Source organism: Streptomyces sp. NPDC051677 (genome assembly GCF_044453465.1).
Lineage (GTDB): Bacteria > Actinomycetota > Actinomycetes > Streptomycetales > Streptomycetaceae > Streptomyces.
In genome coordinates this window covers 1-23,047 of the sequence record NZ_JBITCT010000005.1, presented here as the reverse complement: position 1 = coordinate 23,047, position 23,047 = coordinate 1, and the positions used below count along the sequence as shown (strand labels likewise).

At 72.5% G+C, this 23,047-nt stretch carries 16 protein-coding genes; 10 read left to right on the top strand and 6 right to left on the bottom strand.

Annotated features, from left to right (window positions below; all coding sequences use genetic code 11):
* Positions 1–13 precede the first annotated feature (13 nt).
* The gene (locus ACIBAF_RS07220; protein WP_399462134.1) at positions 14–2,260 is read left to right on the top strand and encodes a DEAD/DEAH box helicase; all 2,247 of its coding nucleotides are present in this window, start codon (positions 14–16) and stop codon (positions 2,258–2,260) included.
* A 121-nt stretch (positions 2,261–2,381) separates the two neighbouring features.
* Here ACIBAF_RS07220 and ACIBAF_RS07215 read toward each other — a convergent pair whose 3' ends face one another.
* Positions 2,382–3,530 (bottom strand): serpin family protein, encoded by a 1,149-nt coding sequence (locus tag ACIBAF_RS07215; RefSeq protein ID WP_399462133.1) that lies wholly within the window; start codon positions 3,528–3,530, stop codon positions 2,382–2,384.
* A 140-nt stretch (positions 3,531–3,670) separates the two neighbouring features.
* Between ACIBAF_RS07215 and ACIBAF_RS07210 the strand changes: the two genes are divergently transcribed.
* The 6 genes from ACIBAF_RS07210 to ACIBAF_RS07185 all read left to right on the top strand — a co-directional run bounded on the left by ACIBAF_RS07210 (position 3,671) and on the right by ACIBAF_RS07185 (position 10,538).
* The gene (locus tag ACIBAF_RS07210; protein WP_399462132.1) at positions 3,671–4,975 is read left to right on the top strand and encodes a DUF4190 domain-containing protein; all 1,305 of its coding nucleotides are present in this window, start codon (positions 3,671–3,673) and stop codon (positions 4,973–4,975) included.
* Between the two features lie 183 nt (positions 4,976–5,158).
* A complete protein-coding gene (locus tag ACIBAF_RS07205; protein ID WP_399462131.1) occupies positions 5,159–5,911 on the top strand; it encodes a GntR family transcriptional regulator in 753 nt (250 codons plus the stop codon).
* Positions 5,912–6,361: 450 nt separating this feature from the next.
* Positions 6,362–6,595, top strand: coding sequence for a hypothetical protein (locus tag ACIBAF_RS07200; protein ID WP_399462130.1), 234 nt, complete (start codon positions 6,362–6,364; stop codon positions 6,593–6,595).
* 30 nt (positions 6,596–6,625) lie between these two features.
* The gene (locus ACIBAF_RS07195; protein ID WP_399462129.1) at positions 6,626–7,036 is read left to right on the top strand and encodes a (deoxy)nucleoside triphosphate pyrophosphohydrolase; all 411 of its coding nucleotides are present in this window, start codon (positions 6,626–6,628) and stop codon (positions 7,034–7,036) included.
* Positions 7,037–7,191: 155 nt separating this feature from the next.
* Positions 7,192–7,620, top strand: coding sequence for an ATP-binding protein (locus tag ACIBAF_RS07190; protein WP_399462128.1), 429 nt, complete (start codon positions 7,192–7,194; stop codon positions 7,618–7,620).
* A 269-nt stretch (positions 7,621–7,889) separates the two neighbouring features.
* Complete coding sequence (locus tag ACIBAF_RS07185) at positions 7,890–10,538, top strand: SpoIIE family protein phosphatase (protein WP_399462127.1); 2,649 nt, start codon at positions 7,890–7,892, stop codon at positions 10,536–10,538.
* A gap of 348 nt (positions 10,539–10,886) precedes the next feature.
* Here the strand turns inward: ACIBAF_RS07185 and ACIBAF_RS07180 are convergent, their stop codons facing one another.
* A complete protein-coding gene (locus tag ACIBAF_RS07180; RefSeq protein WP_399462126.1) occupies positions 10,887–12,356 on the bottom strand; it encodes a hypothetical protein in 1,470 nt (489 codons plus the stop codon).
* Positions 12,357–13,023: 667 nt separating this feature from the next.
* Between ACIBAF_RS07180 and ACIBAF_RS07175 the strand changes: the two genes are divergently transcribed.
* Positions 13,024–14,067, top strand: a complete 1,044-nt coding sequence (locus ACIBAF_RS07175; protein WP_399462381.1) for a hypothetical protein — start codon at positions 13,024–13,026, stop codon at positions 14,065–14,067.
* A gap of 93 nt (positions 14,068–14,160) precedes the next feature.
* Here the strand turns inward: ACIBAF_RS07175 and ACIBAF_RS07170 are convergent, their stop codons facing one another.
* Genes ACIBAF_RS07170 through ACIBAF_RS07155 form a run of 4 tightly spaced genes read right to left on the bottom strand, consistent with a single transcriptional unit; the run spans position 14,161 to position 18,040 of the window.
* Positions 14,161–14,931 (bottom strand): succinate dehydrogenase/fumarate reductase iron-sulfur subunit, encoded by a 771-nt coding sequence (locus tag ACIBAF_RS07170; protein ID WP_399462125.1) that lies wholly within the window; start codon positions 14,929–14,931, stop codon positions 14,161–14,163.
* Positions 14,928–16,865, bottom strand: a complete 1,938-nt coding sequence (locus tag ACIBAF_RS07165; RefSeq protein WP_399462124.1) for a fumarate reductase/succinate dehydrogenase flavoprotein subunit — start codon at positions 16,863–16,865, stop codon at positions 14,928–14,930. Before ACIBAF_RS07165 ends, ACIBAF_RS07170 begins: the two co-directional genes overlap by 4 nt.
* 32 nt (positions 16,866–16,897) lie before the next feature.
* Positions 16,898–17,731, bottom strand: coding sequence for a hypothetical protein (locus ACIBAF_RS07160; RefSeq protein WP_399462123.1), 834 nt, complete (start codon positions 17,729–17,731; stop codon positions 16,898–16,900).
* An 18-nt stretch (positions 17,732–17,749) separates the two neighbouring features.
* Positions 17,750–18,040, bottom strand: coding sequence for a hypothetical protein (locus tag ACIBAF_RS07155; RefSeq protein ID WP_399462122.1), 291 nt, complete (start codon positions 18,038–18,040; stop codon positions 17,750–17,752).
* Positions 18,041–18,324: 284 nt separating this feature from the next.
* Between ACIBAF_RS07155 and ACIBAF_RS07150 the strand changes: the two genes are divergently transcribed.
* Both ACIBAF_RS07150 and typA read left to right on the top strand, forming a co-directional pair.
* On the top strand, positions 18,325–20,649 hold the full coding sequence (locus ACIBAF_RS07150) for an ABC transporter family substrate-binding protein (RefSeq protein WP_399462380.1): 2,325 nt from the start codon (positions 18,325–18,327) through the stop codon (positions 20,647–20,649).
* Positions 20,650–20,858: 209 nt separating this feature from the next.
* Positions 20,859–22,766 carry a translational GTPase TypA gene (typA, locus tag ACIBAF_RS07145; RefSeq protein ID WP_399462121.1) on the top strand — a complete coding sequence of 636 codons (1,908 nt, stop codon included), beginning with the start codon at positions 20,859–20,861 and terminating at the stop codon, positions 22,764–22,766.
* Positions 22,767–23,047: the final 281 nt, after the last annotated feature.

The window sequence follows — 23,047 nt, the reverse complement described above, 5'->3', positions numbered from 1 at the left end:
AGGGGGTGGCGGCATGGCGCGGGCCTGGGCGCGGGGCGGGGAGGCGACAGCCGTGCGCGACCCCGTCCGCGGGCCGGTCGACACGGCTCCGCCCGTCGGCCGGCGGGCGAGGGAGCTGTACGAGGAAGGGGTGCGGCTGTACGAGGCCGCCCGCACCCTGCGCGCAGACCACACCCGCGCCCTGGACGCCGTCCGGGCTGCCCATACGCCGCTCAGGGACGCCCTCGTCGCCGAGGAGCTCCGGTCCATCCCGCTCACCCGGCTGAAGGACGTCACCGGGGGGCGGCTGCGGCTCGCGGCCGTCGAGGCGGCCGGGTTCCGCTCGGTGCACGAGGTGCACGAGGCGAGCCGGCACGCACTGCGGCAGATTCCCGGCGTCGGCGCGCAGACCGCCGACCAGGCACTGGCCGCCGCCCGGCAGATCGCCCGCGCGGTCGGCGAGACCGTCTCGGTGCGGATCGACGTCGACCGTCCCGAGCCCCGCACCGCCGCCCTGGTCGCCGCGCTGTACCGGCTCGTCGAGGCCGGCCCCGAGCTGCCCCGCGCCGTGCAGGCCGCCGAGCGGTACGAGACCAGGCTCGCCGAACTGCTGCCCGCGGCCCGCCCGGCCACGGGCCGGCTGCGGCTGGCGCTGACCGGGAGCCGCAGCCGGGAGGCCGCGCGCGCCGCGGTCACGGCACTGCGTGAGCTGACGGCCGAGGCCGCCGAGGCGGACGTGCCGCTGCGTCTGGCCCAGGCCACCGCCGACCTGCTGCGCGAACCGGTCTCCGAGATCGAGCCCTGGGTCGACTTCGAGGTGCGTTCCGCCGAGTACTACAGCCGGCTCGCGGAACTCGGCGCCCACCCGGCGGACGTGGCGGCCGCCGAGGGGTTCGTGCCGTCGGACGTGGCCGAGCGGGTGCACGCGCAACCGCTGGACGACACCCACCGCCGGGTCTCCCTGCGCGGCTACCAGGCCTTCGGCGCCCGGTTCGCGCTCGCCCAGCGCCGGGTCGTCCTCGGCGACGAGATGGGGCTCGGCAAGACCGTCCAGGCGATCGCCGTCCTCGCCCACCTCGCGGCCGAGGGACACGCCCACTTCCTGGTGGTGTGTCCGGCGGGCGTGCTCATCAACTGGACGCGGGAGATCCGTGCCCGCAGCACGCTCAGAGCGGTGCCGGTGCACGGTCCGGACCGGCGGGACGCGTACGCGGAGTGGCGCGAGCGCGGCGGCGTCGCCGTCACCGCCTTCGACGTCCTGCACACCCTGCCCGAGCCGCAGGCCGCGCGCGGCGGCCCCGACGCCGCGCCGCCGCCCGGTCTGCTCGTCGTCGACGAGGCGCATTACGTCAAGAACCCCGACACCCGCCGCGCCCGCTCGGTCGCGGTGTGGACCGGGGTCTGCGACCGCGTCCTGTTCCTCACCGGCACGCCGATGGAGAACCGGGTCGAGGAGTTCCGCGCCCTCGTCCGCCACCTGCGGCCCGAACTGGTCCCGGAGCTACGCGCCGGCGCCGGCGCGGCGGGCCCGCACGCCTTCCGCAGGGCCGTCGCCCCCGCCTACCTGCGCCGCAACCAGAAGGACGTGCTCACCGAGCTGCCCGCGCTGATCCAGGTCGACGAATGGGAGGAGTTCAGCGCCGCCGACCAGGACGCCTACCGCGCGGCCGTCGCCGCCGGGAACTTCATGGCGATGCGCAGGGCCGCGTACGCAGACCCGGAGAAGTCCGCGAAGCTGCAACGGCTGCGCGAACTGGTCGCGGAGGCGGCGGCCAACGGCCTGAAGGCGGTGGTGTTCTCGTACTTCCGCGATGTTCTGAGGGCGGTTCAGGGCGCGCTGGGCGACGGCGTGTTCGGGCCGCTGTCCGGAGACCTCCCCGCCGCCCGCCGACAGCGGATCGTCGACGACTTCACGGCCGCCCAGGGGCATGCGGTGCTGCTCTGCCAGATCGAGGCGGGCGGGGTCGGGGTGAACCTCCAGGCCGCGTCCGTGGTCGTCCTGTGCGAGCCGCAGGTCAAGCCGACCCTGGAGCACCAGGCGGTGGCCCGCGCGCACCGCATGGGGCAGGTCCGCGCGGTCCAGGTGCACCGACTGCTGGTCACGGACAGCGTGGACGACCGGCTCCTGCGCATCCTCAGCGACAAGAACCGCCTGTTCGACGCCTACGCCCGCCGCAGCGACACCGCGGAGGCGACCCCGGACGCGGTGGACGTCTCCGACGACGGCCTCGCCCGCCGCATCGTGCAGGAGGAACAGCGCAGGCTGGCGGGCGAGCCTTAGGCCGTGTCCGCAAGGTCCCGCCTGGCTCGCGACGCCCGGCTGCTCGTCCTCGCACGCTCCCCCCGGAGGGGGCGCCCCCACCTCCAGAGGGCCCGGTACGAGGGCGACCCTCCGCCATGCGTCAGAAGGTCTTCGGCTCCGCGACCCAGCCCGCCGCCAGCACCAGCCGTGAGTGGCGGTGCAGGGCGAGGAAGCCGAAGGGGCGGTCGAAGCGGGCCTTGAGGCTCGTGGTGATCCAGCGGAGCCGGGGCGGCGCACTGCCCGGGGCGGAGACGACCGCCGTCACCGCGGCCGCCCGGAAGCCCTCCGCGCCGAACTCCGCCGTCGCGGACTGCCGAGCCGACGCGATGGCCAGCGCGGACGCGCTGATGCCCGGGAAGTGCCCGTGGTTCGCGTCCCGGGCGGTCGTGAGCCCGAACAGCTCGTGCCGCGCCAGCAGATCGTGGTGGGCGGAGACCTCGAACGCCGCCGTCATGACGTCCAGCGTCGGTGGGTCGGGCGTCATGGACCGCTCCTTCACGACGCGGAGGCCGGGACCGACGTCCCCGTAGGGGAGTCGGGGACCGGGGACGACCCGGCGCCGGCCGGCCAGGAGGTCCACGCCCGCCCCCAGCACCTGCCCCGGCATCATGTGCTCCTCGCCGAGCAGCAGGTGGACGTCGATGCCGTCGGTGCCGAACACCTTCAGCTCGGTGACGTGTCCGTCGGGCGTGTCCGCGACGCCGATCCGGTCCAGCAGGAGGGTCTCGCGCCGCAGGCCGAGGAGCGTCCGGTCGGGCCAGTGCGGGCTGTGCAGGGGGACGGCGCGGAAGGGCCGCAGCCACCGCGTCCGCAGCGCCAGCGCGCTCGCCAGCACCATCTCGGTGTCGTCGCCCAGCGTGACCGGCATCCGCTTGACCAGCCCGCCGGTCCGTTTCGCCGCCCAGGCGTCCAGGGCCTCGCCGTCGGCCGCCGCGTCCCCGGTGAGCACCTCGTGCGCCTCGGCCGGCAGTCCCGCCTCCCAGGCCTCCCGCAGCTCCAGGGTGCGCTTGGTCCACAGCCCCAGGGCCGTGTCCAGACCCGGCATCGCACCCATCCCGGACAGCAACTCCCGCGCGGCGACGCCGGCTTCACCGGCCGGTACGCCGAGCGCCTCCGTCAGTTCCTCCCGCGCGGGACCCGCGGCTCCGTCCGCGAGGAAGGCCAACAGCGGCCACACGCCCACCGCCGAGGACACCGAGTTCGTCTCAGGACCGGCGACCCCCGCCCACCGGCCCGTGAGCCCGTTCACCGCCCGGATCGTCGCATTCGCGACCACTGTTCCGCCCCCGCTCGTACCGCGCTTACGATGCGCCCAGTCGTTCTGCTTCAAACCGCCTGAACAACCGCCTGAACAACCGCCTGACCTTCTGAACCAGGAGCACGGTACTCGTGTCCATACCTCCGCCTCCCGGGCCCCACCAGCCCCAGGACCCGTACCAGCCTCCGCAGCCGCAGAGCCCGTACCCGCAGGACCCCTTCGCACCGCCCCCGCAGGGCCCGCACCCCCAGGGGCCGTACGGTCCCCAGGTTCAGCAGTCCCCGCCCGGGTATCCCGGGCCGGGACCGTATCCGCAGGCCCCCTACGGGGCGGCGCCCTACCCGGTGTGGGGGCAGGGGTACACCCCCTTCGGCCGGCCTTCGCCGATCAACGGGGTGGCCATCGCCGCCCTGGTCCTCGGCATCCTCTGCTTCATACCGGCCGTGGGTCTGGTGCTCGGGATCATCGCGCTGGTGCAGATCAAGAAGCGGGGGGAGCGCGGCAAGGGGATGGCGGTCGCGGGCGCGATCCTGTCCTCCGTGGGGCTCGCGCTGTGGGTCCTGGCGCTGGCCACGGGCGGCGCCTCCGAGTTCTGGGACGGGTTCAAGGAGGGCGCGAGCCCCAACTCCAGCTTCGCGCTGGCCAAGGGCGACTGCTTCGACGTGCCGGGCAAGACCTTCGACGAGAACGTCTACGACGTCGACGAGGTGGCCTGCTCCGGTGAGCACGACGCCGAGGTGTTCGCGACGGTTCCGCTGCCCGGCAGCGACTTTCCGGGCGACGACCACGTCACCGACGTGGCCGAGGACAAGTGCTACGACCTGGAGAACGCCTACGCGATGGACGCCTGGGCGGTGACCGACGAGGTCGACGTCTACTACCTCACGCCCACCTCCGAGAGCTGGGAGCAGGGCGACCGCGAGATCACCTGCGTGTTCGCCAACGCGGACGAGAAGGGCACCCTGACCGGCTCGCTGCGCACCGACGAGACGACCCTCGACGCCGACCAGCTGGCCTTCCTGAAGGCGATGACCGCCGTCGACCAGGTCCTCTTCGAGGAGCCGGAGGAATACGCCGAGGAGGACCTGGCGAGCAACCGGACCTGGGCCGGGGACATCGGCGACGCGACCGACGAGCAGGCGGCCGCGCTCGGCGCGCACACCTGGTCCGCGACGGCGCGCGCTCCCCTCGCCGCCCTGGTGAAGGACATGCGGGCCGCGGGCAAGGAGTGGGCGGCGGCGGAGAAGGCCACGTCCGTGGACGGCTTCTACACGCACTACGACACCGCCTACAAGTACGTCGACGGCGACTCCACGGTCACCGCCCGCAAGGCTCTGGGCCTGGCCACGACCCGGCCCACGTACGACGAGGACGGCAGCGGGAGCGGCAGCGGCGGCACGGGCCGGGGCGGCGGCGACGGCGGTCTGGATGTGTGATCACGCGTGTGATGGCGTGTGTGAGCATGCGTGTGATTACGTCCATAGCGGGGAGAAAGTGCCTGGGTAAAGCGTTTCCCGGGCAGATGTCATCACATCGAGTGATTCTCTGGCCTTTGCTTGCATGGCACAACCCACGGTTGCCAGGCTGTAGCTGTCTGTACAACCTGATGGGAGTGGCCAGTGACATTCGGTGAGCAGCCGGCGTATCTGCGTGTCGCGGGTGATCTTCGCAAGAAGATCACCGACGGGTCGCTGCCACCCCACACCCGTCTCCCGTCCCAGGCGAGAATCCGCGAGGAGTACGGCGTCTCCGACACGGTCGCGCTGGAGGCGCGCAAGGTGCTCATGGCCGAGGGGCTGGTCGAGGGCCGCTCCGGATCGGGCACGTACGTGCGTGAGCGGCCCGTGCCGCGCCGGATCGCCCGCTCGGGCTACCGCCCCGTCAGCGGCGCCACGCCCTTCCGTCAGGAACAGGCCGAGGGGCACCACCGCGGCACCTGGGAGTCCAGCAGCGAGCAGGTCGAGGCGTGCGTCGACGTCGCGGAGCGGCTGGGCATCAAGGTCGGCGACCGCGTGATGCGCACCAAGTACGTCTTCCGGGAGGCCGGCGAGGCGATGATGCTGTCCACCTCCTGGGAGCCCCTCGCCGTCACCGGCCGCACCCCCGTCATGCTGCCCGAGGAGGGGCCGCTCGGCGGCATGGGCGTCGTCGAGCGGATGCGCGCCATCGACGTCATCGTCGACAACGTCACGGAGGAGGTCGGCGCCCGGCCCGGTCTCGCCGAGGAACTCCTCATGCTGGGCGGCGTCCCGGGGCACGTCGTCCTGGTCGTCCACCGCACCTACTACGCCTCCGGCCGCCCGGTCGAGACGGCCGACGTGGTGATCCCGGCCGACCGTTACCGGGTCGCCTACCACCTGCCGGTGAAGTAGAGCCCCTCTGGCCGCCGCGGCGCGTGCGGGTCGCCCCCGCCCCGGTGGCATGAGTGAAGCAGTGGAGGCGGAGGCGCGGCCCGGGACGGTAGTGCATTCGCCCGGGCGGCGCACACCCTTCCGGCAGTTGCCCCCGGTATCGGCGCCTCGCGGGGCCGCCCGCCCGCCGTCGGAATCCGGTCGTTTCCCATCGTTCCCGCAGGTCGTCCGGTAGGCGCCCGGACCCCCGCCAACCGGACGCATCGCCGCGCGCGCACGGCGCGCTCGGTCCCGTGCGCCCCCTCCGTCTTGGCTGGTTGCGTACCTCTTTGTGCAAAGCCGTGTTCGGTGCGTAAAGGTAAGGCGTACGCTCGGGCATATGCGGATTGCGGTTTCCTTGGCAGGCGGGGCGCACAGCGTGCCGCGTACGGGATCCGGGCAGGCCGGGGCGAGAAGGGGGAGTGGGGGGCGATGAACGACAGCACCGTCTCTCTGCCCTGGCTGGTCATACGGCAGGACGACAACGGCAATCGCTACAGCGTGGGCAGGTACGCGAGCCGGGCCGAGGCCCAGGAGATCGCGGACACCCTCGACAGTCGCGGCCACAAGCAGCTGTACTGGATCGAACGCATAGGTCAGGGCCAGGGCGAAGCCCAGGCGCAGGCACAGGCACAGGCACAGCACGGAGACGGCACCCGGAACTGACGCGTCCCGCGGTCCCGTAGGCTCCGCCGCATGACGGAACGGATCGTGGTGGTGGGAGCCGCCCTGCTCGACGGCGGCCGCCTGCTCGCCGCGCGCCGCAGCGCGCCCGAGGAACTCGCCGGGCGCTGGGAGCTGCCCGGCGGCAAGGTCGAGGAGGGCGAGGCGCCCGAGGCCGCCCTGGTGCGCGAACTGCGCGAGGAACTCGGCGTCGACGCCGAGACCGTGGAGCGCGTCCCGGGGGAGTGGCCCCTGAAATCCCCCTACGTCCTCCAGGTGTGGACCGCCCGCCTGCGCCCCGGCTCCGCGGCCCCCCGTCCCCTCCAGGACCACGACGCCCTGCGCTGGCTCACCCCGGACGAGATCTGGCACGTCGACTGGCTCGACCAGGACGTGCCCGCAGTACGCGAAACCCTCGCCGGACTCAACACCCACACCCGCTGATCCGAGGCTGCTCCGCCTCTTTGGAAGGCGCGGGGGCGCGTTGATCGAGGAGCGGGGCGGCTCGTACGCCGTTCGTGCCACAGTGCGCCCTGTTGTGCGGTACTGCCTCGCGGATATCGGGTATGTGCCCATTAACCCCACGAAACCGGACATGGGTGTACTCGCTGGCCTGGGAAGTGATCGGCGTGATCGACACCGATGGCGACCGCGCCGAATGGACGTTCCCCGCGGACCCCGGTGCGGTGCGCACCGCCCGCGGCGCCGTCCGGAGCCAGTTGCACGGCTGGGACCTCGACAGCCTGGGCGACATCGCGGCCCTGCTGGTCAGCGAGCTGGTCACCAACGCCCTGCGGCACGCCACCGGCCCCATCGGCGTCCGTCTGGTGCGCCCCGCCGGCCTGGCGGGTGTGCTGCTGGTCGAGGTCTCCGACCCGCTGCCGGACCCGCCCCGCGAGCGCGTCGCCCGGCCCGACGACGAGAGCGGGCGCGGACTGCAGCTCGTTGCCTCCTCCTCGCGCCGGTGGGGCACCCGTCCCGGGGACACCGGAAAAACGGTGTGGTTCGAACTCGCGGTACCGGGTTGACGCCCCGTCTCGCGGGGATGAGCCGGTGTACAGCCGGGGTGGCCGTGTCCCCCGTCCGGCTCCGGTTGCGACCGGTCCCGGAAGGAGTGGTTCGACGGCGTGCCCGCTGGTTAGAAGACTGGAAGTGTTGACGCGGCACGGTCCGAAAAAAGCCTGGGCCGTGCTGTGATCGTGAACACCGTGTCGTGCGGACCCGTAGTGCTGGATACTGCGGGCAGCCGCTGCCGGTGACCGGTGCCGGACGCGGTGAGCTGGAGGGGACGGTTCGCGTGAGCGAGATACCAGCGAAGGCCACGGAGTCCGAGGACCCGTCGGGCGGCGCGAGGGCGAGGGCCGCGAGTGCGCTCGCCGCCGACGCCGCGCGCGACTTCGCCGACGGGTCGGGCGAGGCGGGGACGCCGGGTGACGCCATGTGGCAGAGCAGTCCGCCCGGCTCGATCTACGACTACATCAAGGTCGCCTCGTTCTCCATCGGCCCCGACGGCCTCGTCGACCAGTGGAGTCTGCGCGCCGAGCAGATCCTCGGCATCCCGGCCGACAGAGCCGTCGGCATGGACCCCATAGAGGCGTTCGTCGACCCGGACCTGCGCGAGCGCGGCCAGCGCAAGATGGCCGAGATCCTCGACGGGCGCGAGTGGACCGGCGTGGTCCCCTTCCGGGTGCCCGACCCGGTGCCCGGCGGCGGGCGCGGCGAGCAGGGCCTCGCCGAGGTGTACGTCATGCCGACGCGCAGCCTGGACGGCGAGAAGGCCGCCGTGTGCATCGTCGTCGACGTCCGCACGCTCCGCACCATCGAGACCGACCTCGCCGCCTCGCAGTCGATTTTCGGCCAATCCCCGTTCGGCTTCCTGCTGATCGACACCGAGCTGCGGGTCCGCCGCGCCAACGAGCGGTTCGCCTCCGTCTTCGGCGGCAGCCCCGACGACCACCGCGGCAAGGGCGTGCACGACTATCTGCCCCGGTCCGAGGCCGACCGGGTCAGCGCCACCCTGCGCCGGGTCCTGGAGACCGGCGACTCCATCACGGACATGCACATCACCGGCTACGTCCCGGGCTCCGACGAGCGCCGGCACTGGTCGATCAACCTCTACCGCGTGCACAGCGGCTCCGGCCGCCCCATCGGCATCGCCTGGCTCGGCATAGACAACACCGCCCGCCGCGCCGCCGCCCGCGAGGCCGCCGCCGCACGGCGCAATCTCGCCCTTCTGAACGAGGCAGGCACCCGCATAGGGAACTCCCTCGACCTGGAGACGACCGCGCGCGAACTCCTCGACGTCGTCGTGCCCGGCTTCTGCGACCTCGCCACCGTCGACCTCTACCAGGGTCTCCTGGCCGGCGACGAGACCCCGCCCGGCCTCGCCGACGGCAGCGCCGAACTGCGCCGGGTCGCCTTCTCCTCCGCCGTCTCCGACGCCCCGTTCGCCGGCGCCGGCGCGCCCGTCGCCGTCGGCGCCGTCCACCACTTCCCGTTCAACTCGCCCTGCGCGGACGCCCTGCGCACCGCCCGCCCGCAGGCCATCCCCGGCGAGGAGGGCGGCCTGGTGCAGTCCACCCTCGCCGTCCCGATGGTCGCCCACGACACCGTCGTCGGCCTGGCGCAGTTCTCGCGCACCAAGGGCAGCGAGCCGTTCGGGGACCGCGACCGGGATCTCGCCGTGGAGCTGGCGGCGCGGGCCGCGGTCTGCATCGACAACGCACGGCTGTACCGGCGCGAGCACGAGCGGGCGTTGATACTGCAACGGTCGCTGCTGCCGCCCGGCGACCCGGTGGCCTCGGGCCTCGACATCGCCTGCCGCTACCTCCCCGGCAACGCCTCCACCGGCCGGCCCAGCGAGGTCGGCGGCGACTGGTTCGACGTCATCGAACTGCCCGGTCACCGTACCGCGTTGGTGGTCGGCGACGTCATGGGGCGGGGGCTGCGCGCCGCGGTCGCGATGGGCGAACTCCGTACGGCCGTGCGCACCTTGGCGCTGCTCGACCTCGAACCGGCCGAAGTCCTCTCCGCGCTGGACGAGATCGCGCGCGGCCTCGGCACGCCGGGCGGCGTCCAGCAGGCCACCCGGGCCGCCCGCCGCCCCCGCGAGGCCGACCTGTCCGAGGTGTACCTCGCGACGTGCGTGTACGCGGTCTACGACTCGGTGACCCGCCGGTGCACCTTCGCCAACGCCGGTCATCTGCCCCCCGTCCTGGTCGAGCCCGGCGAGCCGGCGCTGATGCTGGACGTGCCGCCGGGCATGCCGCTCGGCGTCGGGGGCGAGCCCTTCGAGGAGGTGGAGGTCGAACTCCCCGAAGGCGCGCTGCTGGCGCTCTACACGGATGGACTGGTCGAATCGCGCGACCACCCGCTGGACGAGGGCCTCAACGCGTTCGTGGGGGCGCTGACGGACCCGGTCAGTCCGCTGGAGGACGTCTGCGACCACGTCCTCAACACCCTCGACTCGCACCACGGCGAGGACGACATCGCGCTGCTGATGGCACGTGTCCAGGGCCTGCCCGCCGACTCGGTCGGCGACTGGACGCTGCCCCGCGAGCCGCGCAGTGTGGGCCGGGCGCGCGAGTACGCGCGCGGCCAGCTGCTCTCCTGGGACCTCGAACCCCTCGTCGACACGACGGAACTGCTGGTCAGCGAACTGGTCACGAACGCGCTGCGGTACGGCGAGGGCGAGATCAGGCTCCGGCTGCTGCTGGACCGCACCCTGGTCTGCGAGGTCTGGGACTCGGGCCTCGTCCAGCCGCGCCGCCGTCGCGCCCGCGACACCGACGAGGGCGGCCGCGGCCTCCAGCTCGTGGGCCTCCTCTCCGCGGCGTGGGGCTCGCGCCGCACCCCCCGCGGCAAGACGGTGTGGTTCGAACTCCCCCTCCCGGACGGCGAAACAGGCCTGACAGACCCGGCAGAGGCCCTCCTGAGCCTGTTCTGACCCCCGCCCCCGCCCGGGCTACGACCGACCGACCCGGCTGGGTTGCGCGCGCCTGCGGGGTTAGGTGGGGGCGGGGCCGGCTGGGGTGGTGATGCCTGCGGGGGTGTCGGTGTCGGGGTCTTCGGCCGGGGTGGTGCCGGTGGGCGTGCGTCGGTGTGGGTCAGGCGGGGCCGGCTGGGGTGGTGAAGCCTGCGGGGGTGCCGGTGTTGGGGTCTTCGGCCGGGGTGGTGCCGGTGGGCGTGCGTCGGTGTGGGTCAGGCGGGGGCGGCTGGGGTGGTGAAGCCTGCGGGGGTGCCGGTGTCGGGGTCTTCGGCCGGGGTGGTGCCGGTGGGTCTGCGTCGGTGTGGGTCAGGCGGGGGCGGCTGGGGTGGTGAAGCCTGCGGGGGTGCCGGTGTCGGGGTTTTCGGGTGGGACTATGCCGCCGAGGACGGCGCCGCCGGTGCCTGCCGTTGCGGTCGGATAGGGGGTGCCGCGCGTTCTCACGTCGAGTTCGGCCAGTTCCCGGGCCGCCAGGGCGAGGGCGTCGGCCGGTGGGCGGTCCGTGGGGTCCCCTGTCGCGAGGAGTCGTTGCGCCTCGGCGAGGCGGGTGCGGGCGGTGGCGCCGACCGCGCCGCGGTGCGTCGCCACGAAGTCGGCCGCGGCGGCGGTGGCGGTGCGGGCGGTGATCAGGGCGGCGGCCGGCAGCACCCCGGCCCGCCCGGAGGCGACCGGCGCGGTCGCCCGCACGATCCGGCGCAGCACGCCGAGGGGATCGTAGGGCTGCCCTCCGGTCAGCTCCTGCCGTACGGAGTCCAGCACGGCGTCGGCATGCGCCAGCCGGGCGTGCAGCTCACCTGGCGGTGTGCCGGCAGGGCCGTGGGCGGCTCCCCCCGCCCGGGCCCAGGCCAGCTCGGCCTCCGCGCCCGTCAGGGCGGCCGGGATCGTCTGCTCGGCCGACCGTAGTTCCGTGGCCAGCCGGTCGACGCCCTCGACGAAGACGGCCGCCTGGTCGACGGCGCCCTCGGCGGCCCGCAGCTGCCGTGCCGCCCCCTCCGGCCGACCCGAATCGGCCGCCTGGCGGGCCTGGTTGAGCCGGACGGTGGCGAACACGAGCCGGTCCTTGGCCTGTTCGACGTTGCCGGTGACGGAGGCGGTGGCGGTCGGCGCGTACCGGGCCCGGAGTCCGGCGAGGACCGCTTCCGCGACCCCCGCACGCCCCGTCAGCTCCCGGAACCTGCGCTCGGCGATCCCCAGCGCCCCTGACACCCCCAGCGCCTCGTCCGTCCCCCGTTCCAGCCCCCGCAGCTCCCCGAACGCGTCGGCCACGGCGTCCAGCCGCCGGCCGGCCTCCTCGCACCGCCCGATGATCCCGGCGAGCGCGTGCCCCCGGGCCGCCTCCTCCGCCGGCACCCCCTCGTCGTACCGCTGCCGCATCCGGAACGCGGCCGCGAGCTCGGACTCCCCCTCGTGGACGGCCCGGCGGAAGCCGACGACGGCCTCCGTCCCGAACAGCGTCTCGGCGAAGCCGAGTTCGGTGCGCGCCGCGCGGAGCCGGTTGTCGGCCTCGACCAGCGCCGCGCAGGACTGCTCGTCGCGGGCGGCGAGCGGTGGCGACGCCTTCGCCGGCGGCGGGCTGCCGACCCCGCCGGGGGTGGTCCGCTCCCGGGCGCGACGGACCCGGCGCAGGTACCCGTACCCGGCGACCGCGCCCGCCGCGCCGACCGCGACGAGCGGGAGCACCAGATCGGTGGCGGACGTCTCGTCCTCGTCGGCCGCGACGGCGCTCGCGGCGGGCGCCGGTTCCTTGATCGCAACCGGAGCGTCGTCACCGGACGTCATCCCCGGCAACACCAGCCACACGACCCCAAGCGCACCACCCAGCACGGCATGAGCCACCCGCACGGATATGTGCGACCCGGCGGGCCGCGCTCGGCCTCGAAGCAAGGAAGAGGTCACATTTGGGAGCGTATGGCCGCGAATACAGCCACGCGACCGGGATGCACCCGAGGCGGGGGCCGTGGGACGGAACGACACGGGAGGGGGACCGGCGATGAAACGATCACCGGGGCGGACGGGGTCGGACAGAAACGCGGAGACGGACGAGGAACCCGCGGCGGAGACACCGACGGGGACCGACGCCGCGGTGAAGAAGAAGGAGAAGCGGGGAGGGCGCGAGGAGCGGGAGGAGCGGGAGGAGCGGGAGGAGCGGGAGGAGCGGGAGGAGCGGGGAGGGCGCGAGGAGCGGGAGGAGCGGGAGGAGCGGGAGGAGCGGGAGGAGCGGGAGGAGCGGGAGGAGCGGGGAGGGCGCGAGGAGCGCGAGGAGCGGGAGGAGCGGGAGGAGCGGGAGGAGCGGGAGGAGCGGGAAGGGCGCGAGGAGCGGGAAGGGCGCGAGGAGCGGGAGGAGCGGGAGGAGCGGGAGGAGCGGGAGGAGCGGGAAGGGCGCGAGGAGCGGGAGGAGCAAGAGGGGGCGCAGGGGGCGATTCCCGCCGAGGGTGCGGGTGTTTCGGTGGGGTCGCCCGGTGGTGGGCGCGTCGAGGCAGATGGGCGGCGCGGGCGGCGGCTGCGTCGCGTTGCGCTCGTCGTCGCGCTGGTCCTGCTCGGACCGGTTCTCGTCGCCGAGGCGGCTCTGCGGGTGAACTACCTGGGCGACCCGGCCGACAGCGCCCGCACCCGCGGCAAGGACGCCATCTGGCTGGGACACGCCTGGGTCGACGGGCGGAAGACCGACGCCGACGTCAAGGCGCTCGCCGGGCGGCTGCGCGGCACCGGGATGCACGACCTGTACGTCCACGCCGGGCCACTGGAGCACAACGGCACCCTCCCCGCGTCCGCGTACGCCAACGCGCGGTGGTTCATAGCCGCCGTGCACCGGGAGGCGCCGGGGCTCCGCGTCCAGGCCTGGCTCGGAGACGTGCTCGCCAGCGAGAGCCCGGACGGCATGCGGCTGGAGCGGGCCGAGACCCGCGCCGCCGTCGTCCGGTCGACCCGCGAGATCCTCGCCGCCGGCTTCCAGGGCGCCCACTTCGACCTCGAACCCCTCCACTCCGACGACGGCGACTACCTCGCCCTCCTCGACTCCCTGCGCGCCGTCACCCGCGCCGCAAACGCGCAACTCTCCGTGGCCGCCCACCAGATCGACCCGGTGCCCGGCTTCCACTCCTTCTGGGGCACGACCACCGGCCACCCCAAGTGGTGGTCGCAGCGGTTCTTCGGCCAGGTCGCCCGCCGCGTCGACCAGATCGCCGTGATGTCGTACGACACCATGCAGCCGCTGCAGAGCACCTACGGCGGCTACGTCGCCCAGCAGACCTCGCTCGCCCTGGAGGTCACCCCGGACTCCACCGACCTCCTGATGGGCCTGCCTTTCTACCGGGAGAACCGTTTCGGCCACTGGGCGCACGCGGAGACCGTGGCCGCCGCCGTCCGGGGCGTCCGCCTGGGCCTGTCCCGCACGGACGCCGACCGCGAGAACTTCGGCGTCGCGGCGTACGTGGACTTCACGGCGACGGAGACCGACTGGACGGCGTACGAAGAGGGCTGGGTCCGGTGAGCGCCTCGCCGGGCGGCGGCGTCCTGCTGAGACGTCCTGCTGAGACGTCCTGCTACGGCGTCCCGGCCGTACGTCCCGCCTGCACTTCTACGCCTACGACGAGCGCCTCCTGATCTTCGAGCCCAGCCAGACCAGCGGGTCGTACTTGCGGTCGACCGCGCGTTCCTTCAGGGGGATCAGCGCGTTGTCCGTGATCTTGATGCCCTCGGGGCAGACCTCCGTGCAGCACTTGGTGATGTTGCAGTAGCCGAGGCCGTGTTCGTCCTGGGCCGTGCGCTTGCGGTCGACGCCGGACTCCTCGGCGGCGTCCAGCGGGTGCATGTCCAGCTCGGCGACCCGCATGAGGAAGCGGGGACCCGCGAACGCCGGTTTGTTCTCCTCGTGGTCGCGGACCACATGGCAGGTGTCCTGGCACAGGAAGCACTCGATGCACTTGCGGAACTCCTGCGAGCGGTCCACGTCCTCCTGCATCATGCGGTACTCGCCGGGGCCGACGCCCTCGGGCGGCACGAACGACGGCACCTCCCGCGCCTTCTGGTAGTTGAACCCGACGTCCGTGACGAGGTCGCGGATCACCGGGAAGGCGCGCAGCGGCGTGACGGTGATGGTCTCCGCGCGCTCGAAGACCGACATACGGGTCATGCACATCAGCCGGGGCCGCCCGTTGATCTCCGCCGAACACGACCCGCACTTGCCCGCCTTGCAGTTCCAGCGGACGGCGAGGTCGGGCGCCTGGGTGGCCTGGAGGCGGTGGATGATGTCCAGGACCACCTCGCCGTCGTTCACCTCGACCTTGAAGTCGTCCAGGCCGCCGCCCCGCACGTCACCCCGCCACACCTTGAAGTGGGCGTCGTAGCTGCTCATTCGTACAGCTCCTCTTCGGTGAGGTACTTGACCAGCTCCTCCTTCTCGAAGAGGGCGAGCAGGTCGGGGCGGATGGGCTCGGTGGTCTCGCGGGTGAGGGTGATCCGGCCCTGGACGGGGTCCGTCGACTCCGGGTCGCCGAAGGGGTCGGCCGGTGCGCACAGCAGGTTGACGTTGCGCCACCTGCGGTCCATCGTCGGGTGGTCCTCGCGGGTGTGGCCGCCGCGCGACTCCGTGCGCTCCAGGGCCGCCCGGGCCACGCACTCGCTGACCAGCAGCATGTTGCGCAGGTCCAGCGCGAGGTGCCAGCCCGGGTTGAACTGCCGGTGCCCCTCGACGCCGGCCCGCCGCGCCCGTACGCGCAGCTCGGCCAGCTTCTCCAGGGCCTGCTCCATCTCGCCCTCGCGGCGGATGATGCCGACCAGGTCGTTCATGGTCTGCTGGAGCTCCTGGTGCAGGGTGTACGGGTTCTCCGGCGGGCGGCCGTCGGGGGCGGCCGGGCCCTCCGCGGAGAACGGACGCAGCGCCTCCGCCGCGGCCGCGTCGACCTGCTCGTCGGCCACCGCCGGGCGGCCCGCGCCGAGGGCCGCCGTGTACTGCGCGGCGTGCAGGCCCGCCCGGCGGCCGAACACCAGCAGGTCGGAGAGCGAGTTGCCGCCGAGCCGGTTGGAGCCGTGCATGCCGCCGGCCACCTCGCCGGCCGCGAACAGGCCCGGCACCCCGCGGGCGGCGGCCGTCTCGGAGTCGACCGCGATGCCGCCCATCACGTAGTGACAGGTCGGCCCGACCTCCATGGCCTCCGCGGTGATGTCGACGTCCGCCAGCTCCTTGAACTGGTGGTACATGGACGGGAGCCGGCGGCGGATGACCTCGGCGGGCATGCGCGTGGACACGTCGAGGAAGACTCCGCCGTGCGGGGAGCCGCGGCCCGCCTTCACCTCCGAGTTGATCGCGCGGGCCACCTCGTCACGCGGGAGGAGCTCCGGCGGCCGCCGGTTGTGGTCCGGGTCCTCGTACCAGCGGTCGCCCTCCTCCTCCGACTCCGCGTACTTCTCCTTGAAGACGTCGGGGACGTAGTCGAACATGAACCGCTTGCCCTCGGAGTTGCGCAGCACCCCGCCGTCCCCGCGGACGGACTCCGTGACGAGGATGCCCTTCACCGACGGCGGCCAGACCATGCCCGTCGGGTGGAACTGCACGAACTCCATGTTGAGCAGCGGCGCGCCGGCGAGCAGGGCCAGCGCGTGGCCGTCGCCGGTGTACTCCCACGAGTTCGACGTCACCTTGAAGGACTTGCCGATGCCGCCGGTCGCGATCACCACGGAGGGCGCCTGCAGGACGAAGAAACGGCCGCTCTCGCGCTCGTAGGCGAAGACGCCGGACACGCGCGAGCCGTCCTTCAGGACCCGGGTGACCGTGCACTCCTGGAAGACCTTGAGCCGGGACTCGTAGTCGCCGGTCTCCTTGAAGTCCTCCTGCTGGAGGGAGACGATCTTCTGCTGGAGGGTGCGGATCAGCTCCAGGCCCGTACGGTCGCCGACGTGCGCGAGGCGCGGGTACTCGTGGCCGCCGAAGTTGCGCTGGGAGATCCGGCCGTCCTTGGTGCGGTCGAAGAGGGCGCCCCAGGTCTCCAGCTCCCACACCCGGTCCGGGGCCTCCTGGGCGTGCAGCTCGGCCATCCGCCACTGGTTGAGGAACTTGCCGCCGCGCAGGGTGTCGCGGAAGTGGACCTGCCAGTTGTCGTGCTCGTTGGCGTTGGCCATCGCCGCCGCGATGCCGCCCTCGGCCATCACCGTGTGCGCCTTGCCGAACAGCGACTTGCAGATGACGGCGGTGCGGGCGCCGCGCTCGCGGGCCTCGATGGCGGCACGCAGCCCGGCGCCGCCCGCCCCGACCACGACGACGTCCCACTCCTGGCGGTCGACCACGGACATCAGCAGGCCCCACTCATCAGGTTCGGCAGCATCTAGAAAAACCTCGGATCGTCGAAGACACCGGACGCGACGAGATACACGTAGAAGTCGGCGAGCGCCACGCTCACCAGCGACGCCCAGGCCAGCAGCATGTGGCGGGCGTTGAGCCGGCCGACGAACTGCCACGCCTTGTAGCGCGCCGGGTGTTTGGAGAAGTGCTTCAGCTTGCCGCCGACGATGTGCCGGCAGGAGTGGCAGGACAGCGTGTACGCCCAGATCAGCGTGATGTTGAGCAGGAAGACCAGGGTGCCCAGGCCCATGTGGCCCCACGCGTAGTGCTCGTCGCGGAAGGCGAGCACGGTGTCGTACGTCAGGATCCCGGCCACGACGATCGCCGCGTAGAAGAAGTACCGGTGGATGTTCTGCAGGATCAGCGGGAAGCGGGTCTCACCGGTGTACTTCTGGTGCGGCTCGGCCACCGCGCAGGCCGGCGGGGACGCCCAGAAGCCCCGGTAGTAGGCCTTGCGGTAGTAGTAGCAGGTCAGCCGGAAGCCGAGCGGGAAGATCAGGATGATGATCGCGGGGGAGAGGCCCCACCAGCCGCCGAAGAGCTCCGCGTTGGGACCCGCGTGCATGGGCCGGCAGTTATCCGCCAGGCACGGGGAGTAGAACGGCGAGACGTACGGCGCCGCGTAGTAGTCCGCGTTCGCGAAGGCCCGCCAGGTCGAGTAGGCGATGAACGCCAGCAGACCGGCGGCGGTGGCGGCGGGGGCCAGCCACCAGCGGTCGGTCCGCAGATGGGGCGCGGCGATCGCGGCGCGGCCGGCGCCGCGTACGCCGCTCGGGGGATGGGGGTCGGTGGGTGGAGGTTCCGTACCAGTGGCCAACTCAGGACTCCGGTCGGGTCAGGGTGCGTGTCGGTCCCGGGCGCCGAGTCCCTCGTCGTCGGTGTCGATCCACAGGGAGTCGTCGTACGGGGTGTCGGGGATGGTGACGAGCTCGGGCTTGCGCGACGAGGCCGGATGGGCGGCCGCCTCGCGCAGCAGCGCGAGACTCTCGCGCAGATGGTCGGCGTCGGTGCGCACGCGGCGCATCTCCAGACCACCGCTGCCCAGATGCTGCTCCAGGCGGCCGACGGACCGGGAGAGATCGTCGAGGCAGCGCTGGACCGATGTCAGGTCGTCGTGCACGGACATGACGTACCTCGCTTCCGTGGGCCGCAGCCCTGGACGGCAACGTTCATGCGCCTGCGAGTGTTGCGCGTCACACCGGTCGATGTGAAGGCGTGTGCAGCGATTGGCGGATGCGGAAGGGGTGCGTTGCTCCGCACGAGTGGCCTTGGAGCCCCCCGCCGCCGTGTCGCTTCCGGCAGGCGAACCCTTTCCTCTTCAGTGAGCCGTAGATCTGATCAACTCCAAAATACCGCCAAATGTGATCAGAACGCACCGGTAGCGGCTCCCCGGAGGTACCAGAGATGTCGATGTCCCACCACGGCGTCGGCCCGCGCGCGGTCCGGCGCTCGGTCGTCTTCCTCACCGCGGGTGCGCTCGCGGTGCCCCTGCTGGCCGGCTGTGGCTCCGCCGACGAGGCCGGCAAGCCCCTGGCCCGCCAGGACATCGCCCCGGCCGCCCGCGCCCGGGTCGCCGAGGGCGGCACGCTGCGCTGGGCGGTGGACACGGTGCCGGAGACCCTCAACGCCTTCCAGTCGGACGCCGACGCCACGACCACCCGGGTCGCCCAGGCCGTGCTGCCCGCGATGTACCGGCTGGACGTGAACGGACGGCCGCGGCGCGACGCCGACTACCTGGAGTCCGCGAAGGTCGTCGACACCGAGCCCAAGCAGGTCGTGCTGTACCGGCTGAACCAGCAGGCCGTCTGGAGCGACGGCCGGGAGATCGGCGCCGCCGACTTCGCCGCCCAGTGGCGCGCCCTGTCCGGCAAGGACAGCGCCTACTGGACGGCCCGCAACGCCGGCTACGACCGCATCGAGAAGATCGAGCGCGGCGCCAACGACCTGGAGGTCCGGGTCACCTTCAAGCAGCGCTACGCCGACTGGCGGTCGCTGTTCTCGCCGCTGTACCCGAAGGAGGTCATGGGCACGCCCGACTCCTTCAACGACGGGGCGCGCGGCAAGCTGAAGGTGACCGCGGGGCCGTTCCTGGTGAACAAGGTCGACCGCAAGGCGGGCCAGGTGCGCCTCACCCGCAACCCGCGCTGGTGGGGGCGCCAGGCCAAGCTCTCCGAGATCGTGCTGACGGCCGTCCCCAGGAACGAGCGGGCGTCCGCGCTGGCCGCCGGGAAGCTCGACCTGGCCGAGATCGACCCGGCCGGCGCGCAGCGCGTCGAGGGCGCCGCGAACGGCACGGCCGGACCGCTCGCCGGTCCCGGCGGCGGGCGCACCGCCGCGAAGGCGCCGCGCTCCTGGGCCCTCGCCCACGGCCCCGAAGAGGAGCGGACCGAGGACGCGGCCGACGACCGGACGAAGCTGACCAGGGCGATCGCAGAGTGGGAGCAGCAGCAGAAGGCGCTGCGCGACTTCGAGGTGCGCCGCTCGCTGGAGCCGGCGTACACGCAGCTGGCGTTGAACGGCGCGGACGGGCCGCTGGCGGACGAGCGGGTGCGGCGGGCCGTCGCCCGTGCGCTGGACCGCAGGGAACTGGCCAAGCTCGTGCTGAAGCCGCTGGGCCTGCCCGCGGAGCCCGTCGGCAGTCACCTGGCCCTGGCCGGGCAGGACGCGTACGCCGACAACAGCGGGGCGCTGGGCGGGCAGGACACCTCCGAGGCGCAGGCGCTGCTCGCGGATGCCGGCTGGGTGCTCGGCGGCCCGGTCAAGGAGCAGCCGAAGAGCGAGAAGGCGGCCGGCGCGCAGGGCGAGAAGGCCGCCGGGGCGAAGGACGAGAAGGCCGCCGGGGCGAAGGGGAAGAAGGCCGACGACGACTCCCCGGGCGGCAACGACGGCACGTACATCGTCGGCGAGGACGACAAGCCGCCGGCCGAGGCGGGCCGCGAGGAGAAGCGGCACGCCGCCAAGGGCGAGGACGGCGGGCGGCAGCTCGCCCAGGACGGCAAGCAGTACAAGCAGCTGCACCAGGGCGCCGTCCCCGGCGCGTACGCCCCGAAGGGCACCCCCGCGCCCCAGGGCACCGCCGCGCCCCAGGGCACCGCCGCGCCCCAGGGCACCCCGGCGCCGCAGGGCACCGCCGCGCCGGCCGTGGCCCCCGCCAAGGCGCTGGCCAAGGACGGCAAGGCGCTCACACTGCGGTTCGTGCTGCCGTCCGGCCCGGGGTCGGAGCCGCTGGCGGCGGTCGCCGAGCGGATCACGAGGATGCTGGCGAAGGTCGGCATCGGCACCGAGATCACCAAGGTCTCGGACGAGAGCTACTTCAAGGACCACATCGCTTCCGGCCAGTACGACCTCGCCCTGTACTCCTGGCCCGCGTCCGCCTTCCCCGCCACCGACGCCCGGCCGATCTACGCCAAGCCGATGCCGGCCGCCGACGGCTCGCTGAGCGTGGAGCAGAACTACACCCGGGTCGGCACCGACCAGGTCGATCAGTTGTTCGATCAGGCTCTCGGAACCCTCGACGCGGACGAGGAGCGGTCCCTGATCCGCAAGGCCGACTCCCGAATCTGGGCGGCTGCCGGATCGATTCCTCTCTACCAGCGCCCCCAGCTCACGGCCGCCCGCAAGAACGTGGTCAACGCGGGCGCCTTCGGCTTCCAGACCCCCGTCTACGAGGACATGGGCTTCCTGAAGAAGGGCGCGAAGGGCGCGAAGGGCGCCGCGAGCTCCTCGAAGAAGTGAGCGCGAAGAGAGCGCGGAAGCGGGCGCGGAAGCGGGCGCGGAAGTGAGCGCGAGGTGATCGCCGAATGAACCGTGTGGCCCTGCGGAAGCCCTTCCCCGCCGGGCCACGTACCATGGGGTGAGGCCGTGGCGTGTCAAGCCCGGCAGGGCCCGCGTAACACAGACGTACGCAGCAGGGTCGCCCTCACACTCCGGGAGAACGCCGCTTTATGGCCACGCGCCACGACATTCGCAACGTAGCCATCGTCGCCCACGTCGACCACGGCAAGACGACTCTGGTCGACGCCATGCTCAAGCAGGCGGGCGCCTTCGCCGCGCACGCCGCCGAGTCGCTCGACGACCGCATGATGGACTCGAACGACCTGGAGCGTGAGAAGGGCATCACGATCCTCGCCAAGAACACGGCGGTGAAGTACCACCCCAAGGACGGGGGGGACGTCGTCACGATCAACATCATCGACACCCCCGGTCACGCCGACTTCGGCGGTGAGGTCGAGCGTGGTCTGTCGATGGTCGACGCCGTCGTGCTGCTCGTGGACGCCTCCGAGGGCCCGCTGCCGCAGACCCGCTTCGTGCTGCGCAAGGCGCTGCAGGCCCGCCTGCCCGTCATCCTGTGCATCAACAAGACGGACCGTCCCGACTCGCGCATCGACGAGGTCGTCAACGAGGCCTACGACCTCTTCCTCGACCTCGACGCCGACGAGGACCAGATCGAGTTCCCGATCGTCTACGCGTGTGCGCGGGACGGCGTCGCCTCGCTGACCAAGCCGGAGGACGGCACGGTCCCGAAGGACAGCGACAACCTGGAGCCCTTCTTCTCCACGATCCTGTCGCACGTCCCGGCTCCGGAGTACGACGAGCAGGCTCCGCTCCAGGCGCACGTCACCAACCTGGACGCCGACAACTTCCTCGGCCGTATCGCGCTGCTGCGCGTCGAGCAGGGCGAGCTGCGCAAGGGCCAGACCGTCACCTGGATCAAGCGTGACGGCACGATGTCCAACGTGCGCATCACCGAGCTGCTGATGACCGAGGCGCTCACCCGCAAGCCCGCCGAGATGGCCGGCCCGGGTGACATCTGCGCCGTCGCCGGCATCTCGGACATCATGATCGGCGAGACCCTCGCCGACCCCGAGAACCCGATCGCGCTGCCGCTCATCACGGTCGACGAGCCGGCGATCTCCATGACCATCGGCACCAACACCTCGCCGCTGGTCGGCCGTGGCGGCACCGGCAAGGGCGCCGACAACAAGGCCGCGGTCAAGGACCGCAAGGTCACCGCCCGTCAGGTCAAGGACCGCCTCGACCGCGAGCTGGTCGGTAACGTCAGCCTCCGGGTCCTGGACACCGAGCGCCCCGACGCCTGGGAGGTGCAGGGCCGCGGTGAGCTGGCGCTGGCCATCCTGGTCGAGCAGATGCGCCGCGAGGGCTTCGAGCTGACCATCGGCAAGCCGCAGGTCGTCACGAAGGACGTCGACGGCAAGGTCTACGAGCCGGTCGAGCGCATGACGATCGACGTGCCCGAGGAGCACATGGGCGCCGTCACGCAGCTCATGGGCGTCCGCAAGGGCCGGATGGACAACATGTCCAACCACGGCTCGGGCTGGGTCCGCATGGAGTTCGTCGTGCCGTCCCGCGGTCTCATCGGCTTCCGTACCGAGTTCCTGACCGGTACGCGCGGCACGGGCATCGCCCACTCCATCCACGAGGGCCACGAGCCGTGGTTCGGCACGCTGACGACCCGTAACAACGGCTCGCTGGTCGCCGACCGCGCCGGCGCCGTCACCGCGTTCGCGATGACGAACCTCCAGGAGCGCGGCGTGCTGTTCACCGACCCCGGCACCGAGGTGTACGAGGGCATGATCGTCGGCGAGAACTCGCGCTCCGACGACATGGACGTGAACATCACCAAGGAGAAGAAGCTCACGAACATGCGGTCCTCCTCGGCCGACTCGTTCGAGGCGATCGTCCCGCCGCGCAAGCTGTCGCTGGAGCAGTCGCTGGAGTTCTGCCGTGACGACGAGTGCGTCGAGGTGACCCCGGAGGCCGTCCGCATCCGCAAGGTCGTCCTCGACCAGCGCGACCGCGCCCGCACCGCGAGCCGCGCCAAGCACGGCTGATCCAGGCAGGCAGGCGCAGTCCGCGGCCGCGCCGCACTCCGGGAGCCCGGGTGTCCCCTCGTGGGGGCGCCCGGGCTTTTCGCGAACGCCCTCATCGCCCCGGCTTCATCGCCCCGGCTTCATCGAGTCGGCTTCATCGCCCAGGCTTCATCGAGTCGGCTTCATCGACTCGCGCGTACAGGTGTGCTAGTACTCCAGCAGTACTTCGTGGCTTGACCTGGGGAAACGTCGAGCGGTGGGAGTGTAGCGGGCAGTTGGCCGTCACGGGCGGGTTCTGCCCG

What these genes read in the sequence shown, in the direction of transcription:
- ACIBAF_RS07220 (WP_399462134.1), top strand. Translation starts at nt 14, where the DNA reads ATGGCGCGGGCCTGGGCGCGGGGCGGGGAGGCGACAGCCGTGCGCGAC.
- ACIBAF_RS07200 (WP_399462130.1), top strand. Translation starts at nt 6,362, where the DNA reads ATGAACGACAGCACCGTCTCTCTGCCCTGGCTGGTCATACGGCAGGAC.
- ACIBAF_RS07195 (WP_399462129.1), top strand. Translation starts at nt 6,626, where the DNA reads ATGACGGAACGGATCGTGGTGGTGGGAGCCGCCCTGCTCGACGGCGGC.
- ACIBAF_RS07180 (WP_399462126.1), bottom strand. Translation starts at nt 12,356, where the DNA reads ATGACGTCCGGTGACGACGCTCCGGTTGCGATCAAGGAACCGGCGCCC.
- ACIBAF_RS07170 (WP_399462125.1), bottom strand. Translation starts at nt 14,931, where the DNA reads ATGAGCAGCTACGACGCCCACTTCAAGGTGTGGCGGGGTGACGTGCGG.
- ACIBAF_RS07165 (WP_399462124.1), bottom strand. Translation starts at nt 16,865, where the DNA reads ATGTCCGTGGTCGACCGCCAGGAGTGGGACGTCGTCGTGGTCGGGGCG.
- ACIBAF_RS07155 (WP_399462122.1), bottom strand. Translation starts at nt 18,040, where the DNA reads ATGTCCGTGCACGACGACCTGACATCGGTCCAGCGCTGCCTCGACGAT.
- ACIBAF_RS07150 (WP_399462380.1), top strand. Translation starts at nt 18,325, where the DNA reads ATGTCCCACCACGGCGTCGGCCCGCGCGCGGTCCGGCGCTCGGTCGTC.
- typA (WP_399462121.1), top strand. Translation starts at nt 20,859, where the DNA reads ATGGCCACGCGCCACGACATTCGCAACGTAGCCATCGTCGCCCACGTC.